At 65.3% G+C, this 18,774-nt stretch carries 22 protein-coding genes and 1 tRNA gene; 10 read left to right on the plus strand and 13 right to left on the minus strand.

What is annotated here, in order from left to right; translation table 11 throughout:
* Position 1 precedes the first annotated feature (1 nt).
* Positions 2-538 (minus strand): RNA polymerase sigma factor, encoded by a 537-nt coding sequence (locus PTQ19_RS09620; protein WP_274367150.1) that lies wholly within the window; start codon positions 536-538, stop codon positions 2-4.
* Positions 539-606: 68 nt separating this feature from the next.
* Between PTQ19_RS09620 and PTQ19_RS09625 the strand changes: the two genes are divergently transcribed.
* Positions 607-1,353, plus strand: coding sequence for an NADPH-dependent F420 reductase (locus tag PTQ19_RS09625; protein WP_274367151.1), 747 nt, complete (start codon positions 607-609; stop codon positions 1,351-1,353).
* An 84-nt stretch (positions 1,354-1,437) separates the two neighbouring features.
* Here the strand turns inward: PTQ19_RS09625 and PTQ19_RS09630 are convergent, their stop codons facing one another.
* The 4 genes from PTQ19_RS09630 to PTQ19_RS09645 all read right to left on the minus strand — a co-directional run bounded on the left by PTQ19_RS09630 (position 1,438) and on the right by PTQ19_RS09645 (position 4,099).
* Positions 1,438-1,641 carry a cold-shock protein gene (locus PTQ19_RS09630; RefSeq protein ID WP_222447004.1) on the minus strand — a complete coding sequence of 68 codons (204 nt, stop codon included), beginning with the start codon at positions 1,639-1,641 and terminating at the stop codon, positions 1,438-1,440.
* A 241-nt stretch (positions 1,642-1,882) separates the two neighbouring features.
* Positions 1,883-2,317: a hypothetical protein gene (locus PTQ19_RS09635; protein ID WP_274367152.1), complete on the minus strand. Its 435-nt coding sequence runs from the start codon at positions 2,315-2,317 to the stop codon at positions 1,883-1,885.
* Between the two features lie 15 nt (positions 2,318-2,332).
* The gene (locus PTQ19_RS09640) at positions 2,333-2,890 is read right to left on the minus strand and encodes a LytTR family DNA-binding domain-containing protein (protein WP_274367153.1); all 558 of its coding nucleotides are present in this window, start codon (positions 2,888-2,890) and stop codon (positions 2,333-2,335) included.
* 27 nt (positions 2,891-2,917) lie between these two features.
* Positions 2,918-4,099: a serine hydrolase domain-containing protein gene (locus PTQ19_RS09645; RefSeq protein ID WP_274367154.1), complete on the minus strand. Its 1,182-nt coding sequence runs from the start codon at positions 4,097-4,099 to the stop codon at positions 2,918-2,920.
* 166 nt (positions 4,100-4,265) lie between these two features.
* Here PTQ19_RS09645 and PTQ19_RS09650 point away from each other — a divergent pair, with 166 nt between their 5' ends.
* Positions 4,266-4,634 (plus strand): VOC family protein, encoded by a 369-nt coding sequence (locus PTQ19_RS09650; protein ID WP_206549563.1) that lies wholly within the window; start codon positions 4,266-4,268, stop codon positions 4,632-4,634.
* Positions 4,635-4,652: 18 nt separating this feature from the next.
* Here the strand turns inward: PTQ19_RS09650 and PTQ19_RS09655 are convergent, their stop codons facing one another.
* The 5 genes from PTQ19_RS09655 to PTQ19_RS09675 form a co-directional block, all read right to left on the minus strand.
* Entirely contained in the window at positions 4,653-6,188 is a 1,536-nt protein-coding gene (locus PTQ19_RS09655) for a DUF4041 domain-containing protein (RefSeq protein WP_274367155.1), read from the minus strand.
* A gap of 573 nt (positions 6,189-6,761) precedes the next feature.
* Positions 6,762-7,031, minus strand: a complete 270-nt coding sequence (locus tag PTQ19_RS09660; RefSeq protein ID WP_274367156.1) for a hypothetical protein — start codon at positions 7,029-7,031, stop codon at positions 6,762-6,764.
* Positions 7,032-7,059: 28 nt separating this feature from the next.
* On the minus strand, positions 7,060-9,546 hold the full coding sequence (locus PTQ19_RS09665; protein WP_274367157.1) for an AAA family ATPase: 2,487 nt from the start codon (positions 9,544-9,546) through the stop codon (positions 7,060-7,062).
* A gap of 72 nt (positions 9,547-9,618) precedes the next feature.
* The gene (locus PTQ19_RS09670) at positions 9,619-10,545 is read right to left on the minus strand and encodes an IS3 family transposase (protein ID WP_274367158.1); all 927 of its coding nucleotides are present in this window, start codon (positions 10,543-10,545) and stop codon (positions 9,619-9,621) included.
* On the minus strand, positions 10,542-10,856 hold the full coding sequence (locus PTQ19_RS09675; RefSeq protein WP_274367159.1) for a transposase: 315 nt from the start codon (positions 10,854-10,856) through the stop codon (positions 10,542-10,544). Before PTQ19_RS09675 ends, PTQ19_RS09670 begins: the two co-directional genes overlap by 4 nt.
* 87 nt (positions 10,857-10,943) lie before the next feature.
* Between PTQ19_RS09675 and PTQ19_RS09680 the strand changes: the two genes are divergently transcribed.
* On the plus strand, positions 10,944-11,267 hold the full coding sequence (locus PTQ19_RS09680) for a tyrosine-type recombinase/integrase (RefSeq protein WP_274367160.1): 324 nt from the start codon (positions 10,944-10,946) through the stop codon (positions 11,265-11,267).
* Between the two features lie 128 nt (positions 11,268-11,395).
* On the opposite strand, the gene PTQ19_RS09685 is transcribed toward PTQ19_RS09680, so the two are convergent.
* Together PTQ19_RS09685 and PTQ19_RS09690 are read right to left on the minus strand one after the other, a co-directional pair.
* Positions 11,396-12,946 carry a hypothetical protein gene (locus PTQ19_RS09685; RefSeq protein ID WP_274367161.1) on the minus strand — a complete coding sequence of 517 codons (1,551 nt, stop codon included), beginning with the start codon at positions 12,944-12,946 and terminating at the stop codon, positions 11,396-11,398.
* Positions 12,946-13,551, minus strand: a complete 606-nt coding sequence (locus PTQ19_RS09690) for a hypothetical protein (protein WP_274367162.1) — start codon at positions 13,549-13,551, stop codon at positions 12,946-12,948. The genes PTQ19_RS09685 and PTQ19_RS09690 overlap by 1 nt, the downstream gene beginning before the upstream one ends.
* A 265-nt stretch (positions 13,552-13,816) precedes the next feature.
* On the opposite strand from PTQ19_RS09690, the gene PTQ19_RS09695 reads away from it, so the two are divergent.
* Positions 13,817-14,071, plus strand: a complete 255-nt coding sequence (locus PTQ19_RS09695; RefSeq protein WP_274369066.1) for a tyrosine-type recombinase/integrase — start codon at positions 13,817-13,819, stop codon at positions 14,069-14,071.
* Between the two features lie 15 nt (positions 14,072-14,086).
* Here PTQ19_RS09695 and PTQ19_RS09700 read toward each other — a convergent pair.
* Positions 14,087-14,163, minus strand: a tRNA-Pro gene (locus tag PTQ19_RS09700).
* 155 nt (positions 14,164-14,318) lie between these two features.
* Here PTQ19_RS09700 and PTQ19_RS09705 point away from each other — a divergent pair.
* From PTQ19_RS09705 to PTQ19_RS09730, 6 genes are all read left to right on the plus strand, one after another.
* Complete coding sequence (locus PTQ19_RS09705) at positions 14,319-14,903, plus strand: GNAT family N-acetyltransferase (protein WP_274367163.1); 585 nt, start codon at positions 14,319-14,321, stop codon at positions 14,901-14,903.
* A gap of 30 nt (positions 14,904-14,933) precedes the next feature.
* The gene (locus PTQ19_RS09710; protein ID WP_274367164.1) at positions 14,934-15,386 is read left to right on the plus strand and encodes a hypothetical protein; all 453 of its coding nucleotides are present in this window, start codon (positions 14,934-14,936) and stop codon (positions 15,384-15,386) included.
* Between the two features lie 21 nt (positions 15,387-15,407).
* On the plus strand, positions 15,408-16,127 hold the full coding sequence (locus PTQ19_RS09715; protein ID WP_274367165.1) for a lysoplasmalogenase: 720 nt from the start codon (positions 15,408-15,410) through the stop codon (positions 16,125-16,127).
* Positions 16,124-16,519 carry an RNA-binding S4 domain-containing protein gene (locus tag PTQ19_RS09720; RefSeq protein ID WP_274367166.1) on the plus strand — a complete coding sequence of 132 codons (396 nt, stop codon included), beginning with the start codon at positions 16,124-16,126 and terminating at the stop codon, positions 16,517-16,519. Before PTQ19_RS09715 ends, PTQ19_RS09720 begins: the two co-directional genes overlap by 4 nt.
* Before the next feature lie 127 nt (positions 16,520-16,646).
* Positions 16,647-17,102, plus strand: a complete 456-nt coding sequence (locus PTQ19_RS09725; RefSeq protein WP_274367167.1) for a hypothetical protein — start codon at positions 16,647-16,649, stop codon at positions 17,100-17,102.
* A complete protein-coding gene (locus PTQ19_RS09730) occupies positions 17,102-18,769 on the plus strand; it encodes a DUF5671 domain-containing protein (protein WP_274367168.1) in 1,668 nt (555 codons plus the stop codon). The genes PTQ19_RS09725 and PTQ19_RS09730 overlap by 1 nt, the downstream gene beginning before the upstream one ends.
* Positions 18,770-18,774: the final 5 nt, after the last annotated feature.

Here is an 18,774-nt window from a genome sequence, read left to right on the forward strand (position 1 = left end):
GTCAGACGTGCTCCGACATCCCCGCTCGTCGGCACGTGGCCAGTGATCGGCGTGCGCGGCTGATGCGCTGGCGCGCCGCGGCGGGAGTCACCTGTAGCCGCTCGCCGATCTCGGTCGCCGAGAGTCCGTCGACGACGCTCAGCAGCAGAGGTTCACGCAGCTCGGCCGGCAGCGCGTGGATCGCCTGCAGCGCCCCGTCGAGAATGCGACGCATCTCGACCTCATCAGCGACGTCGGTGAGCCCGACCGGATCGTCGTCGACGGCATCCGTGCGGCGTCGCGCCTGCTGTCGGGCGAGGTCGCTCGCCGCGTTGCGCGCGATCGTGTCGAGCCACGAGCACATCGCGCCCACACCCGGTGTCTCGAGCTGCTCGATCGAACGCCAGGCGCGCAGCAGGGCGTTCTGGGCGACGTCGTCGGCGTCGCCGGGTGCGACGCCCAACGAGATGCTGCGTCGCCGCAGGCGCTGCGGATCGGCGGCGATCATCGCTTCGAACGTTGCGCGCTGCGCGGTCGCGTTCGGGGTGGTGGCGCTCATGCCAGGGGCAACCGCCACAGTCGCGGGATCATTCCGACCCCGCGCCCAGCACGGCGTACGATGGCGGCGTGCAGACGGGCTCGGACGGGCAGAGTAGCGGGCAACGCGCCGGGCAGCGCGATGCGCGCCCGATCGTTGCGCTCGGGATCCTCGGCGCGGGGCGCCTCGGTTCGGTACTGGCAGGGTTGGCGGCATCCGCCGGGTACCGGGTGCGGGTGGCGACCTCACGCGATCCCGCGTTGATCGCGGCGGCGATGTCGGCCGTCGGCGCGGAGGCGACGACGCCGGCGTCGGTGATCGCCGAGTCGGATGCTGTCGTCTTAGCGCTCCCGCTCGGTCGCCTTCCGCAGGTACCCGCGGATGAACTGCACGGGATGCTGGTGATCGACGCCATGAACTACTGGTGGGCGACCGATGGTATCCGTCCTGATCTTGAGGATCCGCGCTCATCGACGAGCGAGCTGGTTCAGCGGCATCTGCCGGGTGCACGCGTAGTGAAGGCGCTCGGGCACATGGGGTATCAGGATCTCGAAGACGAGGCGCGCCCGGCGGGAGCGCCGGGGCGCAAGGCCATCGCGATCGCGGGCGACGACGAGGGCGATCTCGCCGTCGTCTCGACGCTGGTCGACCGGTTGGGCTTCGATCCGGTGGTCGCGGGGCCACTGGCGTCCGGGATCGCGCTCGAACCGGGCGCCGAAGCGTTCGGCGCCGATGTCAACGCCGAGGAGTTGCGCGCGATGCTCGACCGCTTCCCGACGTCGCAGCGCGGCATCGTCGTGGCGCGGGCACGCGGTGGCCGGCTGTTCGGCGAGTGAGCGCGGCGGGTTCTCTCGCGTCAGATGCAGAACGGGCGCCCAGCCCGGGCCGTAGCCCGGACTGAACGCCCGCATCACTTCAGGTCAGAGGACCTGGATGTTCGCTGCCTGCATGCCCTTCGGGCCGCGCTCGGGGTCGAACGAGACCTTCTGGTTCTCTTCGAGGCTGCGGTATCCGCTGCTGTTGATGGCGCTGAAGTGCGCGAACAGGTCGTCCGAGCCGTCGTCGGGTGCGATGAACCCGAAGCCCTTGTCGGCGTTGAACCATTTGACGGTGCCAGTGGCCATGACGTCATTCCTTCGTTGTCTGGACCATGGTGTTGATCCGCTTTGCCGTGGCGACGGCGTCGCCTCGGGGTCTGGTGAGCGCCACCGGTGTCCGCGTGTACCGCGATGCCTTGGGCGAGAGAATAATGAACCAATCTGAGAGAGTCGGCCCGGAGAGGACTCCGGCAGAAACACAACTTCACTCACGTGCTCTTGACACTACCCGACATGTTGGTGAAGCACCAGTCCGCCGATTGATGACTCACCGAACGGGATCAGCTGTCTCGTCGTCGAGTCCGGCTTGGTAGGCCGCGAGGCGCCGTTGCGCGCGGCGGTACAGCTGGTAGTCGACGAGGTTTCCGATGCCGACGATGGTGACGACGAACAGGGGGATCGCCCACAGGTGGTAGCCGACGACGCCGGGGCTGATCGCGATCAGCGCGGCGGTGACGATCACCGAGATCGTGATCGCGATGGCTGCGCTGATGACGAAGTAGGTTGCGGTGCGGGCGATGCGTGTCGGCAGCAGCGAGGTGAGCCATTCGGTGGTGGCGCCGATGGCGAGGCCGATGATGCCGCAGAGCAGCACGGTGACCACGCGTTCGAGCGGGGTGGTGCCGGCCGAGCCGATGACGGCGAGCACGGTGCCGATGATGAGGCCGAGAAGGCCCGACTTGGCGATCGCGGAAACGTCCATGTGTCTGCTCCGTTCTCAGATTCCGAGCCTGGCGCGCAGGTGCTTGGCGTACATCTTCGAGACCTCCACGTCGTTGCCACCGGTCATGCGCAGCACGTAGCGTGAGTTGAACCACGGCACGATCTCTCGCACGTGGCTGAGGTTCGCGAGTTGCGAACGGTTGGCGCGCACGAAACCGAGCGGGCCCCAGGCCGTCTCGATCTGCTGCAGGGTGCCGCGCATCCGTGCCGTTCCCGAGGCGGTCACCGCGGTCGCGCCGTCGTCGGCGGCTTCGATGACGAGCACGTCGCGGGCGGCGAGCACGACGAACGCGTCGTCGCGTTGTCCGATCATCGTGCGCGGAGTCTGTGCGGAACCGCGGATGCCCGAGGCGAGCAGCCGGACGACCTGCACGTAGTCGAGCGCGTCGAAGACGATCGCCGGTGCGTGGTCGGGCGCAGTGTGTCCGCGTTCGACGAGCACCCACCGGGAGTGGGTGGTGGTCTCTGCACTCGTAGCGGTGGGGATGCCGGCGGCGGTGAGTTCACGTTCGAGGCGGGGTCGGAGGGCATCCGAGCAGACGATCTCGATCATCGCCCTCCCCCTTCGATCGCGGTCGATTCACGCGGCGATGCGTTCGACGAGCAGGCGCAGTTGGATGAGCTCCTCGATGGCCTTCTGTGCGAAGTCTAGTGATCCGTAGTTGGCGACGTAGATGCGGTCGTTCTCGGGGTCGTAGAGGGCGTAGGTGCCGGTGGAGCCGACGGCGCCGTGCATGTCGGTCATCGAGAACAGCATCGGCGAGAGTTCCGCAAAGCGGAACTGCATGACGCCGAGTCCATAGTGGATGCCGGTGTCGTACTGTCCGGTGAACGTGGTCAGCTCGGCGAGCATCTCGGGCGAGAACAGTTCGGCCGAGGTGAAGGCGCGGGTGAAGGTCACGAGGTCGGAGAGGGTGGTGACGACTCCCCCACCGGCCCAGTCGACCGACAGCGCGGCGCGGTCGCTGAGGTCGACGCCGCGCACGGTCAGCGGCAGGATGTCGGTGCCAGTTCCGTGATCGGTGAGCAGGTGGCTGTCGCGCATGCCGAGCGGCGCGAAGATGCGCCCGTGCAGTACGTCGGCGTAGGGCTGCTGTTCGATGCGTTCGAGTGCCAGGCCGAGCAGGATGTACCCGCTGTCGGAGTACGCGAACTCCTCGCCGGGGGCGGCGACCGGGGTCTGGTTCTCTCGCGAGAACGCGAGCAGGTCTTCGGGAGTGAATGCCCGGTCGGGGTCGTCGGTGACGATATCGATCATCGACGGCCCGCGCAGCACGGGCCCTTCGAAGTAGTCGGCGATGCCCGAGGTGTGGCCGAGCAGGTGGCGGAATGTCACCTCACCGCTGTGGTCGGTGCCGTCGACGGTGAACAGTCCGTCGAGGGTCTCAGCGTCGAGGTGTTCGGAGATCGAGTCGTCGAGGGTGATGCGCCCTTCATCGACGAGCTGCGCGTAGACGGCGGCGAGCATTGTCTTTCCCACGCTCGCCGCGTGGAACGGGCTGTCGGTTGTCGCGGGCTTCGTCGACGACGTACCTGCCGCGTACTCGTGCAGTTCGCCGGTGCGTCCGTCGTAGGTCGCGAACAGCGCCGCCGAGACGGGGTCTTTCTTCGTCACGGTGTCTACGAGTCGTTCGTTGATGGCAGCATCCGCCTCGGACTGCGACAGGGGCCGGTTCGCATACGCGAGCACTCCCCCACCTGCGACGACCACCGCGGCCACCGACGCCGCGACCCAGATCGCGATCTTCACTCCTGTACGCATGTGCATTCCTTCCGCCGTTCTCGGTCGATTCGACGGTATGAAGAGCGGATGCCGCAGCGATACGGCGGCCGGCTGAGTGGTCGGTGAGAGAGGGTGAGTGGTCGGTGAGAGGGGGGTGAGATTCTTCGCCTGTTGGGGCTCAATGCCGGGTGGTAGCGTCGGCGGCATGGACCTCGGCGCGTTCTCGGTAAGCCTGGCGGTATCGAATCTCAAGGACTCGAGGGAGTTCTACGAGCGGCTCGGGTTTGCTGTCGTCGGCGGTGATGCCGACCAGGGATGGCTCATTCTGCGCAACGGTGACACGACGCTGGGCCTGTTTCACGGGATGTTCGACAGCAACATCCTCACGTTCAATCCCGGCTGGGATCAGGCCGGTCAAGAGACGCCGTCCTTCACCGATGTGCGCGAGATTCAAGCCGCGCTCAAGGCGGACGGAGTCGCGCTGGTGAGCGAAGTCGAGAGCGAAGCCGGACCGGGGAGCTTCGTGATCACCGATCCTGACGGCAACGTCGTGCTCTTCGACCAGCATCGCTGAGTGGCCGGCGATACGGAGTCAGATTCCCTGCAGTGCGCGTGTGGCGAGGTACTCCTCCGCTGCCGGCTCTAGCTTGAAGTCGAGCAGTTCGACGGAGTGGGCTTTGAGAACTTCGCGCACCTCGGTGGGCGTGGTGCGGAAGTACTCGCGGCGCATGTTGATCTGGTTGATGCGTCGGTCAGCGAAGTGCTGATGCAACATGGCCTCGATCGACACGGCATCGTCGGCGAAGAAGAGCGCGTGCACGTCAAACCTGAAGGGCACGGATGCGTCTCCGAGTTCGTTGACCCGGTCCATCGGTTCGAGGCGTCGCGTCAGGCCGATCTTGACGACATCTGGTCCAAAAGAACCGATGTTGCTGATGACGTAGACGTAGCCGGCGCGGATGTTGGCAGCGCGGTAGTCGACGTTCTCGATGGCGTGCTCGACATCGGCAAGGCGTGCGCGCATCCGTTCCGCGCCTTCGTGGTCGCCGTTTGCTTCCAGAGTCGCGATCGTATTCGCGTAATGTCCCCGTTCCTTCTCGAGGCGTACCTTTTCTGCTGCGAGCTCCTTCTCTGCTTTTCGCTGTTCTCGGAGTTCTTCCCGGTGGGCTCGGTCAGCTTCCTTCTCTGCTTGGACGGCGCGCAGGTGACGATTGGCGAGTTCGAGCTCACGCAAACGGAGCTGATGGAAGTACGACGTGATGCTCAGGTCGATCATGGTGCCGAGACGAGCGATCTGCTCCATCGCTGTGGTGAGACGCTTCTGGGCGGTGGCAAGGTTGCCGGCGCGAACTGCTTTTACGCAGTTCTCTGCCTCGGCGTTGTAAGAGCGCAGCATGAGCTTGGACATGTCGCGGACGAACTTCGCCCCCTTGGCCGAGCTGTTGTTGAAGGTGAAGTTGCTCGTCGCCTGCGTGGCGCGGCCGGCGCGCACAGCGGTCTTGATGTCAGTGCGCAGTGCTTCCAGCTGGGTCGCCAGGGCGACGGAATCCTCTGCCGGATGCTCGTAGTCGTACAGCCCGAGCTCCTGCACCTCATGGGCGCCGCGCAGGTCGAGCAAGGACGCCTGGGCGGCCGCGATCTCAGTTCGGCGCGCCGCAAGCTCGGATGAGGCCTCCCCGATCTGGGCTCGCGCTTCGGCGGCTTCGCCTGCCAGATGGGCTTTCAGTGCTTCAAGCGCTGCAACCTCCTGCAGACCGTACTGATTGATGAGTCCTTGGAGCCGTGCGACTTCGGTACGCAGCTTCTCGGCGTGCTTGCGCGCACCGACCAGTGGAACGGTCTCCAGAGCCAGCGCGTTCTCCGCAGGCGTCTGGTGCTTTGGTGACGCGTCCTTCGGCGCGGCGGCAACAGCGCCCTGTGGCGGCACCGCACTACCCACCACAGACGATGACACCTGATTCGCTTCTGCAGGAACGGGAGTCAACGGCGCGGTGGATTGCACACCGTTCGAGAACACGTGTTCCGTCCAGACGACACCGTCCCAATACCGCTGCTCGAACTTCCCCGAAGGATCCCTGTGCCAGCCCGGCTGCACTGTCGCATGAGTCACCCGCTCAACGTAGCGCAACGGGGCGTGGTCTATTCGACCGGGACCGCTTCCCAACGAATGTGCGTGGGCAGTATCCGACCCTTTGCCTGGCCAACGAGCCGGGAGCCGACCCGAGGCGACAATGACCCTGTGCGAGTGCATACCGGAGTCGCACCACCCCCGACAAAGACTGAACCGCTGTCAGAGCCACTACCACTACGCTCTCCACGCGCCGCAACTCCCAAGATTCCGTTGAGTCCCAGCCTCAGCTGCGCGCGGAGCCTCTAGGCGCCGCGGGGCCCCGCTTTGCGAGCGCGAGTAAACGCAGAAGAGGGCAGATCCTTGGCGGATCTGCCCTCTTCTGCGTTTACGTCGGGCTGACAGGATTTGAACCTGCGACCCCTTGACCCCCAGGCGTCCAGACGGCGTCGTCGAGACCGAAGTCCGCGTGATTCCGGGCCTCAGATCATGCAGCGTGACTCACGAGATGCATGAATTGCATGGTTCTGGTCCCCTTCTGGTCCCCCACTCGGAAGGCTCGGAAGTCGATGAATAGGACCGGATCTGGCACGACGCGACTCAGGAGCGCGGGGCCTATCTCGGCGCGCCGGCCTATACGTGCTTGCGAATCCACTCCCAAGTGTCCTTCGTCAGCCAGCCCTGACGATCCTGGCCTGAGACGTCGACGACAAACAGCCAGCCGCTGTCGTCCATCGCCCCTCGTAGGTGGGTGTACACGGCGTCTGCCGAGTTGTTGGATACCACAATCCATGTGGACTTCATCAAGTTTGCCCATGTGCCATAGGACTTGATGCGTTCTATTAGCGACTCATAGTCCTGCCCCGGTGCGTTCAGGTCATAAGTGACCAGGTATGCGCTCATGCATTCTCTCCTCTCGAAATTTCACCACTCACGCTTGGGAGACTGCCCCTGGGGCCGCGTCAACGGTTTCAGGCAAGCCAGCGTCGCCGGCGATCCCCGACGTTCCCTGTGCCGTGTCGGAACTGGGCGTGAAACTTACTGGCTCGTTGGCGGCTTTGCGCTTCCCGAGGTATGCGAGCGACCGAAGAGCGGTGTGAAGCTCTTCAATATCTTCGATGGCCTCGCGTGGGTCATCATCGAGGTGGAACCGAGGTCGCCATGAGCGCATCTCAGCCCGAACGTCTTCGGCTTCCTCGGAGTTGTCGAGTTGTCCAGAGATCTCCTCGATGAGAAGCAGGACGTGCTCGCGCGTTGCAGTGGAGACATGCTCACGCATGAACCGATCTCGCGCGCGGTTGATGCGGCTGGAGACGCGTTCGACGCTCTCGGCGCGAACCGCTGCTCGCTGTCTGACACCAAGAGCTGTGAACAGCTGACGGAAGTTCGTGGCCAACAGCTGGCGATCCTCCTCTTGCACCGCGTCGCTCGCGAGTTCTGTCAGAACACTCCGGGCAAAACCGATCTTGTTCAGTTCGAAGCTCTCCTGTGACGTGAGCTTGCGGATGGCTTGCTCCAGAGCGTCGATCGTTCCTTTGGCTCCCGCTTTGGCCGGTGCTTCATCGAACACCGTGCCAGCGCTGAGTCCGAGCATCGAGATATCAATGTCGGGGACGAACTCAGCGCAGTAGCGGCTCGCAGCTGCGATCGCGATGTTGAACGGGATCAGATCTTCAATGGCGACCCTGCCGTGTGGGTTGTCGGTCGTGATGCCTTCGAGTTCTGCATCGGATAGTTGAAGCACGAGGTTGTCCGCGATGAGTGCCTTGCGTCGAGCACCACCCTTTCGGATCGTTGCGCGGGCATCGTTGCCTGCTTTATCGCCGTCGAGCAGCGCGATCACCGCCGGCTGTTCGATGTCACGCCCTCGGGCCAGGTAGATCAGATACGGCACCTGGCTGACCCCGCCGGCAGGGACGAGGGTGATGCGGTTGAGATCAAGCCTTTCGCGGTCGGGGGCGTTCTGACGTCCCAGCCAGCTCGAGATCCCCGCGAGCAATATCTGGTCGGACGGTCCTTCCAGCATGAGGTTGCAGGTGCCAATAAAGGCTGTCTCGCCCACGAAGCTCCCGAACGCAGATCTGAGGGGTTCGTAGTGGTTCTGCGCGACACTCGCGACGATGCGCGTACCTTCGTCGTGCTCGCCCTTTTCGAGTACTCGAATGCGCTCGGCGTGGTTCTTGTCGATCAGAAACGGCGAGTGCGTGACGTACAGGACTTGTACTGGAGCGCGGGCGTCGTCTTCGGGGTCCGCGAAGTCTGCGAACACTCTTAGGAGATCCTGTTGACCGGAACTCGATAGGAATCGGTCAGGCTCGTCCATCAGCAGGATCTCTGGTCGTCCGTCGCTCGGTGCTTCGTGGGCGAGGTACTGCACGAAGTAGCTTAGGAAGTACTTGAGGCCATCGCTTCTCTCGTCGAATCCATAGGACCGTCCAGTCCGGTCCCGGATCATGAAGACCAGGTCGTACTCGAAGAGGGCGACGAACAACTCGAACTGACTGTCTTGCGTCCACCAGTGCGGGAAGTTAAGTGCCTTAGACAACTCGCTGTTGATCGTGTCGACGATGCTGTTCGCGTACCCGTTCTTGGTGCGAACTGCGTTCTGCAACTCCACGAACTGGGAACGGTCGAGGCCCGCGACCTTGAGCAACAGATCAGCAGCGAGATGGTATTTCTTGAGTTCCTCTTCGTTGATTGATGTCGAGGTCTTGAAGGATGTCGAGATCTCGTTCGCCTGGCTGACGACGGAGTCTTTCGAGTCAAACCAGTTGGAGTTGTTCGTGAAGGCATCCCAGATGCTGCGAAGCACGCTGCGTCCGACAGCTGCCGTCGCTTTGCCTGTGGCCAGGAACTCCAGGGGGACGCTATCTGGCAGGGGCACATCGGCGTCGATGTTGAACGGCGCTGGAAGACCGGCTTCGTTCAAGAGCGTCGGCTTCTTGACATGACTGGGTTCCAGCCACTGATCCCCGCGATGAGCATAAAGACGAAGTTGCGGGGTCGTGTTCATCCGGAAAATGGCAACACGATCAGTTCCGCTGAGTCCCGTCTCGCCCGTTGCTTCCTCGATTGCTTTGATGTCAGCGTCACTGATGTCTCGGAACTCAGCCCCGAACTCTGGTCGAATGAGTGTCTTGTCGACGGAGAAGAACGGCGAGTAACGGCAGAAATCGCTTCTCTCGTATCCTTCGCCGGTCAGCGCCGCGCGCACGGCGGCGAGTACCTGGCTCTTGCCTGACTCGTTGCCGCCGACGACAGTAGTGATCTGATCTTCCAGGCGCAGCCGAACGAACGGGTACTGCGCTCCGGAAGGTGTGCCGTCCCATGGGTCCGGGCGGTAGTTCGGGTTGGACAGTCGAACGTAGTCATAGTTCAGCGAGCGGAAGAACCTAGCGTAAACGGCGGTGAGCTTCATTGCGTCAGCCTTTCGGGGCGGGGGTCGAGATGTGAGGAGTTGTCTTAGCCTGATTCGCTCTGAGTTTCGTTCCTATCGGGCGGCTTGGGAGACGGGTGTTCCCAAGGGTCTGTCGAGGCCAGCGTAGTAGTCGGCTTCGACCTCGGCGGGGGTACGCATGTCGAGTTCTCCGTGGAGGCGCTGGTTGTTCCACCCCCACACGTACTCGAGTGTCGCGAGTTCGACCTGCTCGACCGTGCGACACGGGCCGCGGCGACGGATCAACTCGGTCTTGTAGAGCCCGTTGATGGCCTCGGCCATCGCGTTGTCGAAACTGTCGCCGACGGTTCCGGTCGACGGCGTCGCGCCGAGCTCCTCGATGCGATCCGTGTAGACCACGGCGAGGTAGTTCGCCCCGTGGTCAGCGTGATGGACAAGTGCGTGGAGGTTCCCGTCCGCGGCCCACGCCGCCATGTTCAACGCTTGGAGCGGCAGGATGTCGGCTTTGAGCGTCGCGGCGACGTTCCATCCGACAATGCGGCGGGAGAGCACATCGGTGACGAACGCGACGTAAGCGAACCCGGACCACGTCGCGACATAGGTCACGTCCGCGACCCAGAGCCTGCGGGGTGCGTCGGCGGTGAACCTGCGTTGCACGAGATCCCTCGGCTTCTCGTGCAACGGGTCGGACTTCGTGGTGAAGACCTTCTTCGACCGTTTCACCCCGCGAACACCCGCGATCCGCATCAGCTGGCCGGTCTGATCCCGACCGATCACCCAGCCCTGCCGCCGCAGTAGCGCATGCATCTTCCGGACCCCGTAGACGCCGTAGTTCTCCGCATGCAGCCGCACGATCTCCGGGATCAACAGCTCGTCCCGCAGCTGCCGCGCTGACGCGGGACGCGCTTTCGCAGCCCGGTATCCGCGAGCGGTGAGGAACCCCACCTCGGCTTGCCGCATCACACGGCAGACGAGCTCGACCCCGAAACGATCACGCATCTTGTCGACGAACGCGATCATCTCGACGAGGGGCGGCCGAGCTCGGTCGCGAAAAACACGCTCGCGGACCGGAGGATCTCGTTCGCCTTCTCCAACTCGGCGATCTGCTTCTTCAACCGCTTAATCTCCGCCTGCGCCTCGCTCGAGGTCCCCGGCTGGCGGCCCTCGTCAACGTCGAGGCGCTTCTTCCACAATCGCAGCGTCTCGGGATTGATGCCGAGCTTGGCTGCGACGTGCGTGATCGCGGCGTGATCGGTCTTGTGATCGGGGCGAGCCTCGCTCAACATCCGCAACGCGCGCTGACGGAACTCGTCCGGATACGGTCCTGGCATGAATCCATCCTCCAAAAGGAAAGGACGGAACGAAACTCAGGGCGAATCAGGGTACCGATCCTCCGGTTGGAGCCCGTACTCCGACGCATGACCGACGGCCGCGAACATGATCAGCCGCTGCTCCGAGGGCCCCGGGGCGGGGTCGTCACTACGGGAACGCTCTCGCGAGCAACCGACTGGACCAATTTGGTGCAAAGCCTCGGCCACCCCGGTCTGCAACGACATGACCTCAGGCACGCAGGTGTCACATGGTTCGCCAACGCCGGCGTCCCGCTTCACGTGGTCCGTGACATCCTCGGACACGCCTCGATCGAGACGACCAAGGGCTACTTGCACACCGACACCTCGGAACTCACCCTCGCCATGGAACGAACGAACCGCCATCTCGGCAGTCCCGAGCTATGCGGCTGATGGTCGCGGAGCGCGCCGTAGCGACGTCGAACTGTTCGGCAGGCCACCGCGTGCTCGCTCAACCGGCTGATGATGATCATCGAGCGCGCCTAGTGGCTTCCAGTCAGGACACCCACCCTCGAGGGTAACTAATCCGACGCTGGCGAATCCCCGTTGATCTCGGTCACGTCCTCGGTGAAGGCTTCGAGCGCGAGGAACGGGGGCAGATCGTCCGCCGGATTGCCCGACAGAAGCATAGGCATCCCGTCGCGCGCCTCGCCCGCTTCCAGCGCGAACATGTCGAGCTGAGGTTGGCCGTTGTCTACCTCGTATTGCAGGAACTCTTCGATGCCTTCACACACGTCGTCGGGCACATCGACCACGAGCGGGATCGTCGTCATGAGCAGGTCGGCCATGCGCACCTTGCTCTGCGTCTTGCCGGTCCCCGACCGCTCGGGCAGGTCGACGGTCACGCGCCCGGTTCGCGAACCCGCGATCGCCTGGGCCACCTCTGCTGAGCCGCCAAACGTCGCGGACACGCCGCGTAGGCGCTCCGTGCTGATCGCGCCCTCGTCGTTCTTGACACTGATGTGGTCAGGGCCGGAGTGGATGGTCACTTCCACCAAGTCGGTACTCCTCGCGCGGTCGATGAACGCGTCCACGGACACCGCCGCCGCTGCTTCCTCATCCACGTCGCGGAGGTCCGTCTTCGCGCTCCCGAGCACCGCGAACAGCTTCGGTGCCTCGAACGTGATGTGACTACCGCGCTTGTTCCAGCCAAAGCGTGCCCCGGCGGCAGGCTCATCGAGCCCGAGCGGGTCCGGCTTGACGACGGTGGCTCGCGCGGGAATGACATCGAGATTGGCTTGGATGAGGCTCTCGATGTTGGCCTGTGCTGCCGCGAAGTCGAGGCTCTCCAGGTCGGCTAACGTGAGCCCGCGCCCCACTCGTCGCCAGAAGTCGCGGTCATCGGTGCGCATGTACTTGACGAGGTAGCTCAGCGACTCGGTATTAAGCCGCCCGGACACGTCCGCCTTGCCGGGGAAGGTCGAGAGAGACCCCTCGCTCCCCTCCCAGACCGCCTGGAGCACGCGGTTCATACGCCACGCCTGCTGCCCCTGTAACCGGTTACTGATGGTCTGCACAGCCTCGGCTGTTCCGCCCGACTCGACCTCGGCGGCTGCGACGAACCCACGCTGAACCACGTCAGCAAGTTCGACTGCCTCATCACCGACGAACGAGCCCCGCCCACCCTGTGCCAAGGCATTGCTGAGCATGTTGGCGGTCGAGTCGTCCTTCTTCCGGTCGATCAGCCTCTCCAGCGCGGCGGGCTCTGTGAACATCGCATCGCTGTCCCCGATCACCTCGTCCACATGGGGCTTGGCCTCGACGGACTCTGCGGGCGTTAGACCGAAGATGAGCGGATCTGTGGAGTCGATGAGCGCCACGTCATCCACAAGCGCATCGAGGTCGTAGGCCATGCGCAGGTACACCCGGCGCGAGCTTGCGTCCGGCCACGTCATGACGAAGTCGGGCGCGAAGGTGTGGTTGAAGTAGTCTGTTCGCTTCACCCGGGCGGTCGAGTCGAGCGCAGTCAGCTCCTTAGCTACTGCATCCTTGACCCGGAGGATGGACTCGCTGGGAGAAGGGTCGAACAGGCCGTCGTGAATGAGGGCGGCGAAGGCGGATACGTCAGCCATCACTCCCCCTTCCTGGTCTCGTAAGCCTCGATGACGCTCCGGTGCTCCTTCGAGATGACTAGCGTCTCCTGCTTCGTCGAGAGGATGACAAGCCACAGTCTGCTCGCCACTGCCGACACCACGCCTTCGTCCACGAGGGCTGCGGCTTCCGCCTCGTCGTCGGTCCCGAACACCCTCTCGCGGTGCTTGAGGACGTGGGCACGAACGTAGTCCGCCGTGGTCAGCTTCGGCCAGTCCGTGATGGAGTGAGGGCTCCACGCGATCCACATGAAGTGGTCAGCCCGGGACGGCATCTTGTCGTAAGCGACGTAGCACTGCGCGAGAAACTTCGAGTAGTGCTTCGGCAGGTCACTGGGCTCGGCGTAGTTCTTCGACTCAGCGAAGAATTCGTGGCCGTCGTAGTCGCCGTACTTGAGCGTGCCGCCGAGGTCGAACGAGAAGTTCTGCCCACCGTGAGGCCACGCGAAGGTCAGCTTCGCGACGGCGGGAGGGTTGGGATTTACCCACTGCGCGTTGACGCGCGTGGTTGACTCCAGCCACCGCTTCGCGCGCTGGGCACCGTCCGCGCCCTTGGCCTGAGCCGACTCCCCTTCGATTCGGGTCATGATCCGTACATTAGCGAAGTCTCATCTACCGACCGCGCATTGCGACGCGACAGCCGGTGTCGGGTGTGCTTCCGACCTGCAAGCAACGCAGAATCGGCCCCAACCGCAGTCGTCTCACCCCTAGGTCAATGCCCGCCCGGGGTGTCGAGGTCCCCTGACTCCGGCGACGTACCCCTCCACATCGTCACCGACCTCCTCGGGTGCGCCTCGATCGAGACGACCAAGAGCTAGGTGCACACCGAAACCACCGAGCTCGCGCTCGACGCTGCACGGCTTGCGGCACATGCACTCGTCGCTGCTGCTCGCGAGCGGCGCCGACATCGCGCTCGTGTCGAAGCGGCTCGGTCATTCGTCGATCTCGGTCACGAGCGACATCTACACGCACCTGATCGGCGATGCCGCTCGGCGTGCTGCCGAGAGCGCTTCAGCGCTCGTCCCGCGAGCAACTGCACAACGGGTGCACAACCACGGCACGGCGGCGGATACGACAGAGGCTCGGAACCTCGCGACTTCCGCGTGATTCCGAGCCTCAATGTGGTCGGGCTGACAGGATTTGAACCTGCGACCCCTTGACCCCCAGTCAAGTGCGCTACCAAGCTGCGCCACAGCCCGTGGACGACCGCGCTTTCGCGCAGGCAACTCCCCTATCCTAGCCGACGCGAACGGGCCTCGCGAACCAGGCGCACACCTTGGTGTTTTCCGGGCGTGGCGCGCACGAGGGGCACGGGATGATTGCCGATGTCCGACGCCCGGCGTAGCGTGCGAACATGGCGACGATCACGACAGAGCGGGCGACGATCGAACGATGGGGCGATGTGCAGCACGCCCTTTCCGGCGGCGGTGACGGGCGCAGCTGCCAGTGCATCTGGCCCGTCGTGCGCAACAAAGATTGGCAGTCCACGTCGGTCGACGAGCGACGCGACCTGCTGCACGACGAGATCGCCACACGTCAGACGCCCGGGCTCGTGGCATACGTCGACGGTGAAGCGGCCGGGTGGATCCGCGTCGGGCCACGTCCCACCCAGCTACGCATCCTGAACACGCGTTCCATCGTCGGCGCCACCGCCGAACCCCTCGACGACGACTCCGTGTGGGCGGTCACGTGCTTCGTCGTGCGTCGCGAACACCGCGGCACCGGCCTCAACGCCATCCTCCTCGACGCCGCGATCGACCACGCCCGCCAGAGCGGCGCCCGGCTCGTCGAGGCGTACCCGGTCGACAACACCCACGGCACCCACCGCGCGAACGACATGTTCCACGGCGCGCTCACCACGTTCCTGGCCGCCGGGTTCACCCACGATGCCACCCTCACGGGCGGCCGAGTCCTCGTGACGCGCCCGCTGCACGACTGATACGTCACCGCAGACCGCTACGGTGGCGCTATGACCTCCGCACAACCGATCATCGACGACCCGACCCTCGGCCGGCTCACCCGCGCCGAGACGACGCTCGACGACGGCGACACCGTCATCCACGACTGGTACGCCGCCAGCATCCCGCACGACGATCGCGAACTCGACCTCATCGTCGACGGCGCCGACATCGACGCCGTCCGCGCCCTCCTCCCCCGCGCCCGTGCACTGGTCACCGATATCGACGGCATCCGCCGCCGAGCCGCGGATGCCGTCTTCACGCGCTTCAGCGACGCTGACCCCACATCCGCCGAGCTCGACGCCGGCGCCACCGACCTGCAACTCGACGCGATCGAGGTCACAACCGACGAGACCGTGCTGCACTTCACCGACGCGTGCGGTGAGCACTTCCCCACCGGATACTGGCCCGCCGCGCACCTCAGCCCCGACGGCGAGGTGCAAGACGTCACCGTCGAGTCATGAACGCCTGAATACGATGGAGGGATGCTGCGTAGCATCCGCCCCCTCGACATCGCCGTCTGGGCCCCGTACATCGTCCTCGCGATCATCCACGTCACCGCGCTCACCCTGCAGAGTCCCCTCGCGGCGCCCACGAAACTGACGCTGATGCCCCTGCTGGCTCTGCCAGTGCTCGCCGCCGCACCACGCCTGCGACCCCGCGGAACCATCGCACTACTCGGCGCCGCCCTGCTGTTCTCGTGGCTCGGCGACGGCGCCGGCACGTTCTTCCCCGGCGGGCCCGAACTGCCACTGATGCTGCTCTTCTTCGGCCTCGCGCACATCGCCTACATCGTGCTGTTTCTGCGATACACCGCTGTGCGTCGATTGCCATGGTGGACGCTGGTCTACGCCGCCTGGTGGGTCGGCATGCTGGTCGTCGTCGGCCCGCAATCAGACGGCCTCCTGCTCGGCATCGCCGCCTACGGACTCGTGCTGGCCGGCACCGCGGCGACCGCCGCGCGCGGCAACCCCACTCTCGCGGTGGGCGGCGCGTTGTTTCTGCTCAGCGATTCGATCCTCGCGTTCCGTCTCTTCCTCGACGGGATGCCCGACTGGACCAGCCCCGCCGTCATGCTCACCTACACACTCGGCCAGGGCCTGATCATCGCCGGCGCGCTCCATCACCTGTGCAACGCCCCCGACCCGCGAAGCATCCCCACCGGACGCACGCCGGCGCCCCTGCGAGAGGAGACATCGCGATGACGAACCAGACGTCGTCCCCCGCCGCATCGGATGCTGTCACACCCGTGCGCGTCGACAGTTGGCTCTGGTCGATCAGGGTCTACAAGACCCGATCTGCGGCGACGACCGCATGCCGCGCGGGGCATATTCGCATCAACGGCGAGCGCACGAAGGCCGCGCAGACGGTCAAACCCGGCGATGAGGTGCGCGTTCGCATGTCGGGTTTCGATCGCATCCTCGTCGTGCGCAAGACCCTGTCGAAGCGGGTCGGGGCGCCCATTGCCGCGACCGCGTACGACGATCGCACCCCACCGCGCGACCCCGTCGCGCTGCTCGCGGTGCGTGACCGCGGAGCGGGACGCCCGACCAAGCGAGAGCGTCGCGAGATCGATCGACTGCGCGGACGCGACTGACGCGCCGCCAGTCCCCTGGCGCCGCGCAGATTCTCCCTCATGCGCGCGCGGTTCGGTCGTACACTATGGGCATCCGCGCGGATGCGGCGTGTTGCCACTCGCGACGGGAGAGAGGTTCGTGGGAGCCATGAGTGATGATGCTCGCAAGTCACGGCTGGCCCTCTGGGTGCTTCTGGCGCTGGTCGCGGTGGTCGTCGCGATCGCGTTGGTCGCCGTACTCACCCGGGGCCAATCCGCCACGTACGACCCCGACAGTGCCGAAGGGGTCGTGCAGCGCTATGTGCAGGCGGTGAACGACGGCGATACGGCAGCGGCAATGGATCTGCTCGCCCCCGAGATCACCGAAGACTGCGATCGCCTGCCACCAATCGCAGATGAGAACCGCGTCGTGCTGGTGAGCACGACCGAACACGATGAGACCGCACGCGTGCGGGTGGTCATCACCACCGTGAGCGGATCCGGACCCATCAGCGACGAGTACCAGAGCGACGAGGTCTTCGACCTCGTGCGCGACGGCGATACCTGGCTGATCGATGGTGCGCCCTGGCAATTCACCATCTGCTATCCGAATGGCACACCGTGATGGCCGCCCCCGCAATTCCCGTCCCGCCGCCGCGGAGCGCACAGGCGATCGTACGGCGCATCATCCTTTACGCCCTCCTGTTCGCGCTCGTCTGCGTCGCCACCGCCGGGTTGAGCGGACTCGCCGACCGCGCCCTCGGCGCAGGAGCGGTACTCGTCGATGACGACGCAGGCCTCGCCCGTTCGCTCGCATTCACGGTGATCGGCGTGCCCTTGGGCGCTGGACTGTGGTGGTTCCTGCGGCGCCGGCTCACCGACCCCGGTGAGCGCGCCTCACTGGTGTGGGCGCTGTACGTCACGGCAATGACCGTGACATCGCTCATCGCTGCGTCGGTCTCACTCGGGCTCGCCGCGACCGCGGGCCTCGACGGCCACTGGCGTCCCGGGCAGCTCGCCAGCGGCGTCCTGTGGACAGGAATCTGGTTGTGGCACGTCAGACTGCGGTCGCGATCGGCGACGGCACCGACTCGACTTGTCGGCCTACCGCTCGAACTCTCATCGCTCTATGCCCTGGCCATCGCCGCCTTCGGCGCTGTGTCCGCGCTCTCGGCGCTGCTTTCCGAGGCTCTGGTTGATGCCTCTCACATCCTGGCGGCGTCACGCCCGTGGCCCATCGCCGTTCTACAGGGGCTTGTCTGGCTGCTGCTCGGAACGGCCCTGTGGTGGTGGCACTGGTTCTACCACCGGGTACGTTCGACCCCGGGTGTCTTCGCGGACGTGGTGCTCGTGGCCGTTGTGGGCGTCTCGGCGGGCGCAGGACTGTTCGCACTCGGCACGACCCTGTACGTCGGCCTGCGTCTGATCTTCGACACCGCCCCCTCGAACGAGGTGCTCGCACCACTCGACGTCGCCGTCGCGACAGCGCTGGTCGCCGCGGCGGTATGGGTGCACCACAGCGCGGTGCTCGCCCAGCGCGAGCACACCGCGCGCCTCGCCGGCCGCCTCGTGATCTCGGCGATCGCATTGGTCGGTGCGGCCAGCGGGTTCGGAGTCGTTATCAACGCCCTGCTCGCTGCGCTCGCCCCGACGCTGAGCGCGCACGTGCCGCGAACGCTGTTGCTCGGAGGCATCAGCGCCCTCGCCGTGGGCGCGGTCGCCTGGTGGGTCGCGTGGCGTCCGACACGCACCACCACGACGGCGGATGCTGCCGAACCCGCCCGCCGTGTGTACCTCGTCGCCGTGTTCGGCGCGAGCGCGATCGTTGGCCTGATCACTCTGCTGATCATCGGATACCGCCTGTTCGACTTCCTGCTCGACGACGCACGGCCGGCCGCACTGGTCGAGCAGATCCGGGCTCCGCTCGGGCTGCTCAGCGCCACAGCTGTCGTGTTCGGCTATCACTTCGCGATCTGGCGCCACGACCGACGCATCGCGCCGTCTGCGGCGCGTCGTGCGTCGATCGGTCGCGTCATCCTTGTGACGGCGGATGCTGACGATCCCCGAACAGCACAGCTCAGCGCGCAGATCGCAGAAAGCACCGGCGCCGCCGTCACGGTGTGGCGCGCTGCCGAGGGAGCGACCCTGGCTCCGCTCGCGCCCGCGGAAGCGACCCCGGCTCCCCGCGCACACGTGGATCTGCCCGGCGAGCTCGCGAGTATCCAGGCGCCGCGGGTGATCGTGGTGTCGCTTCCCGACTCAGCACCGATGATCGTTCCTCTCGCCGACTAGGGATT

It is taken from the genome of Microbacterium esteraromaticum (genome assembly GCF_028747645.1).
Taxonomy (GTDB): Bacteria; Actinomycetota; Actinomycetes; order Actinomycetales; family Microbacteriaceae; genus Microbacterium; species Microbacterium esteraromaticum_C.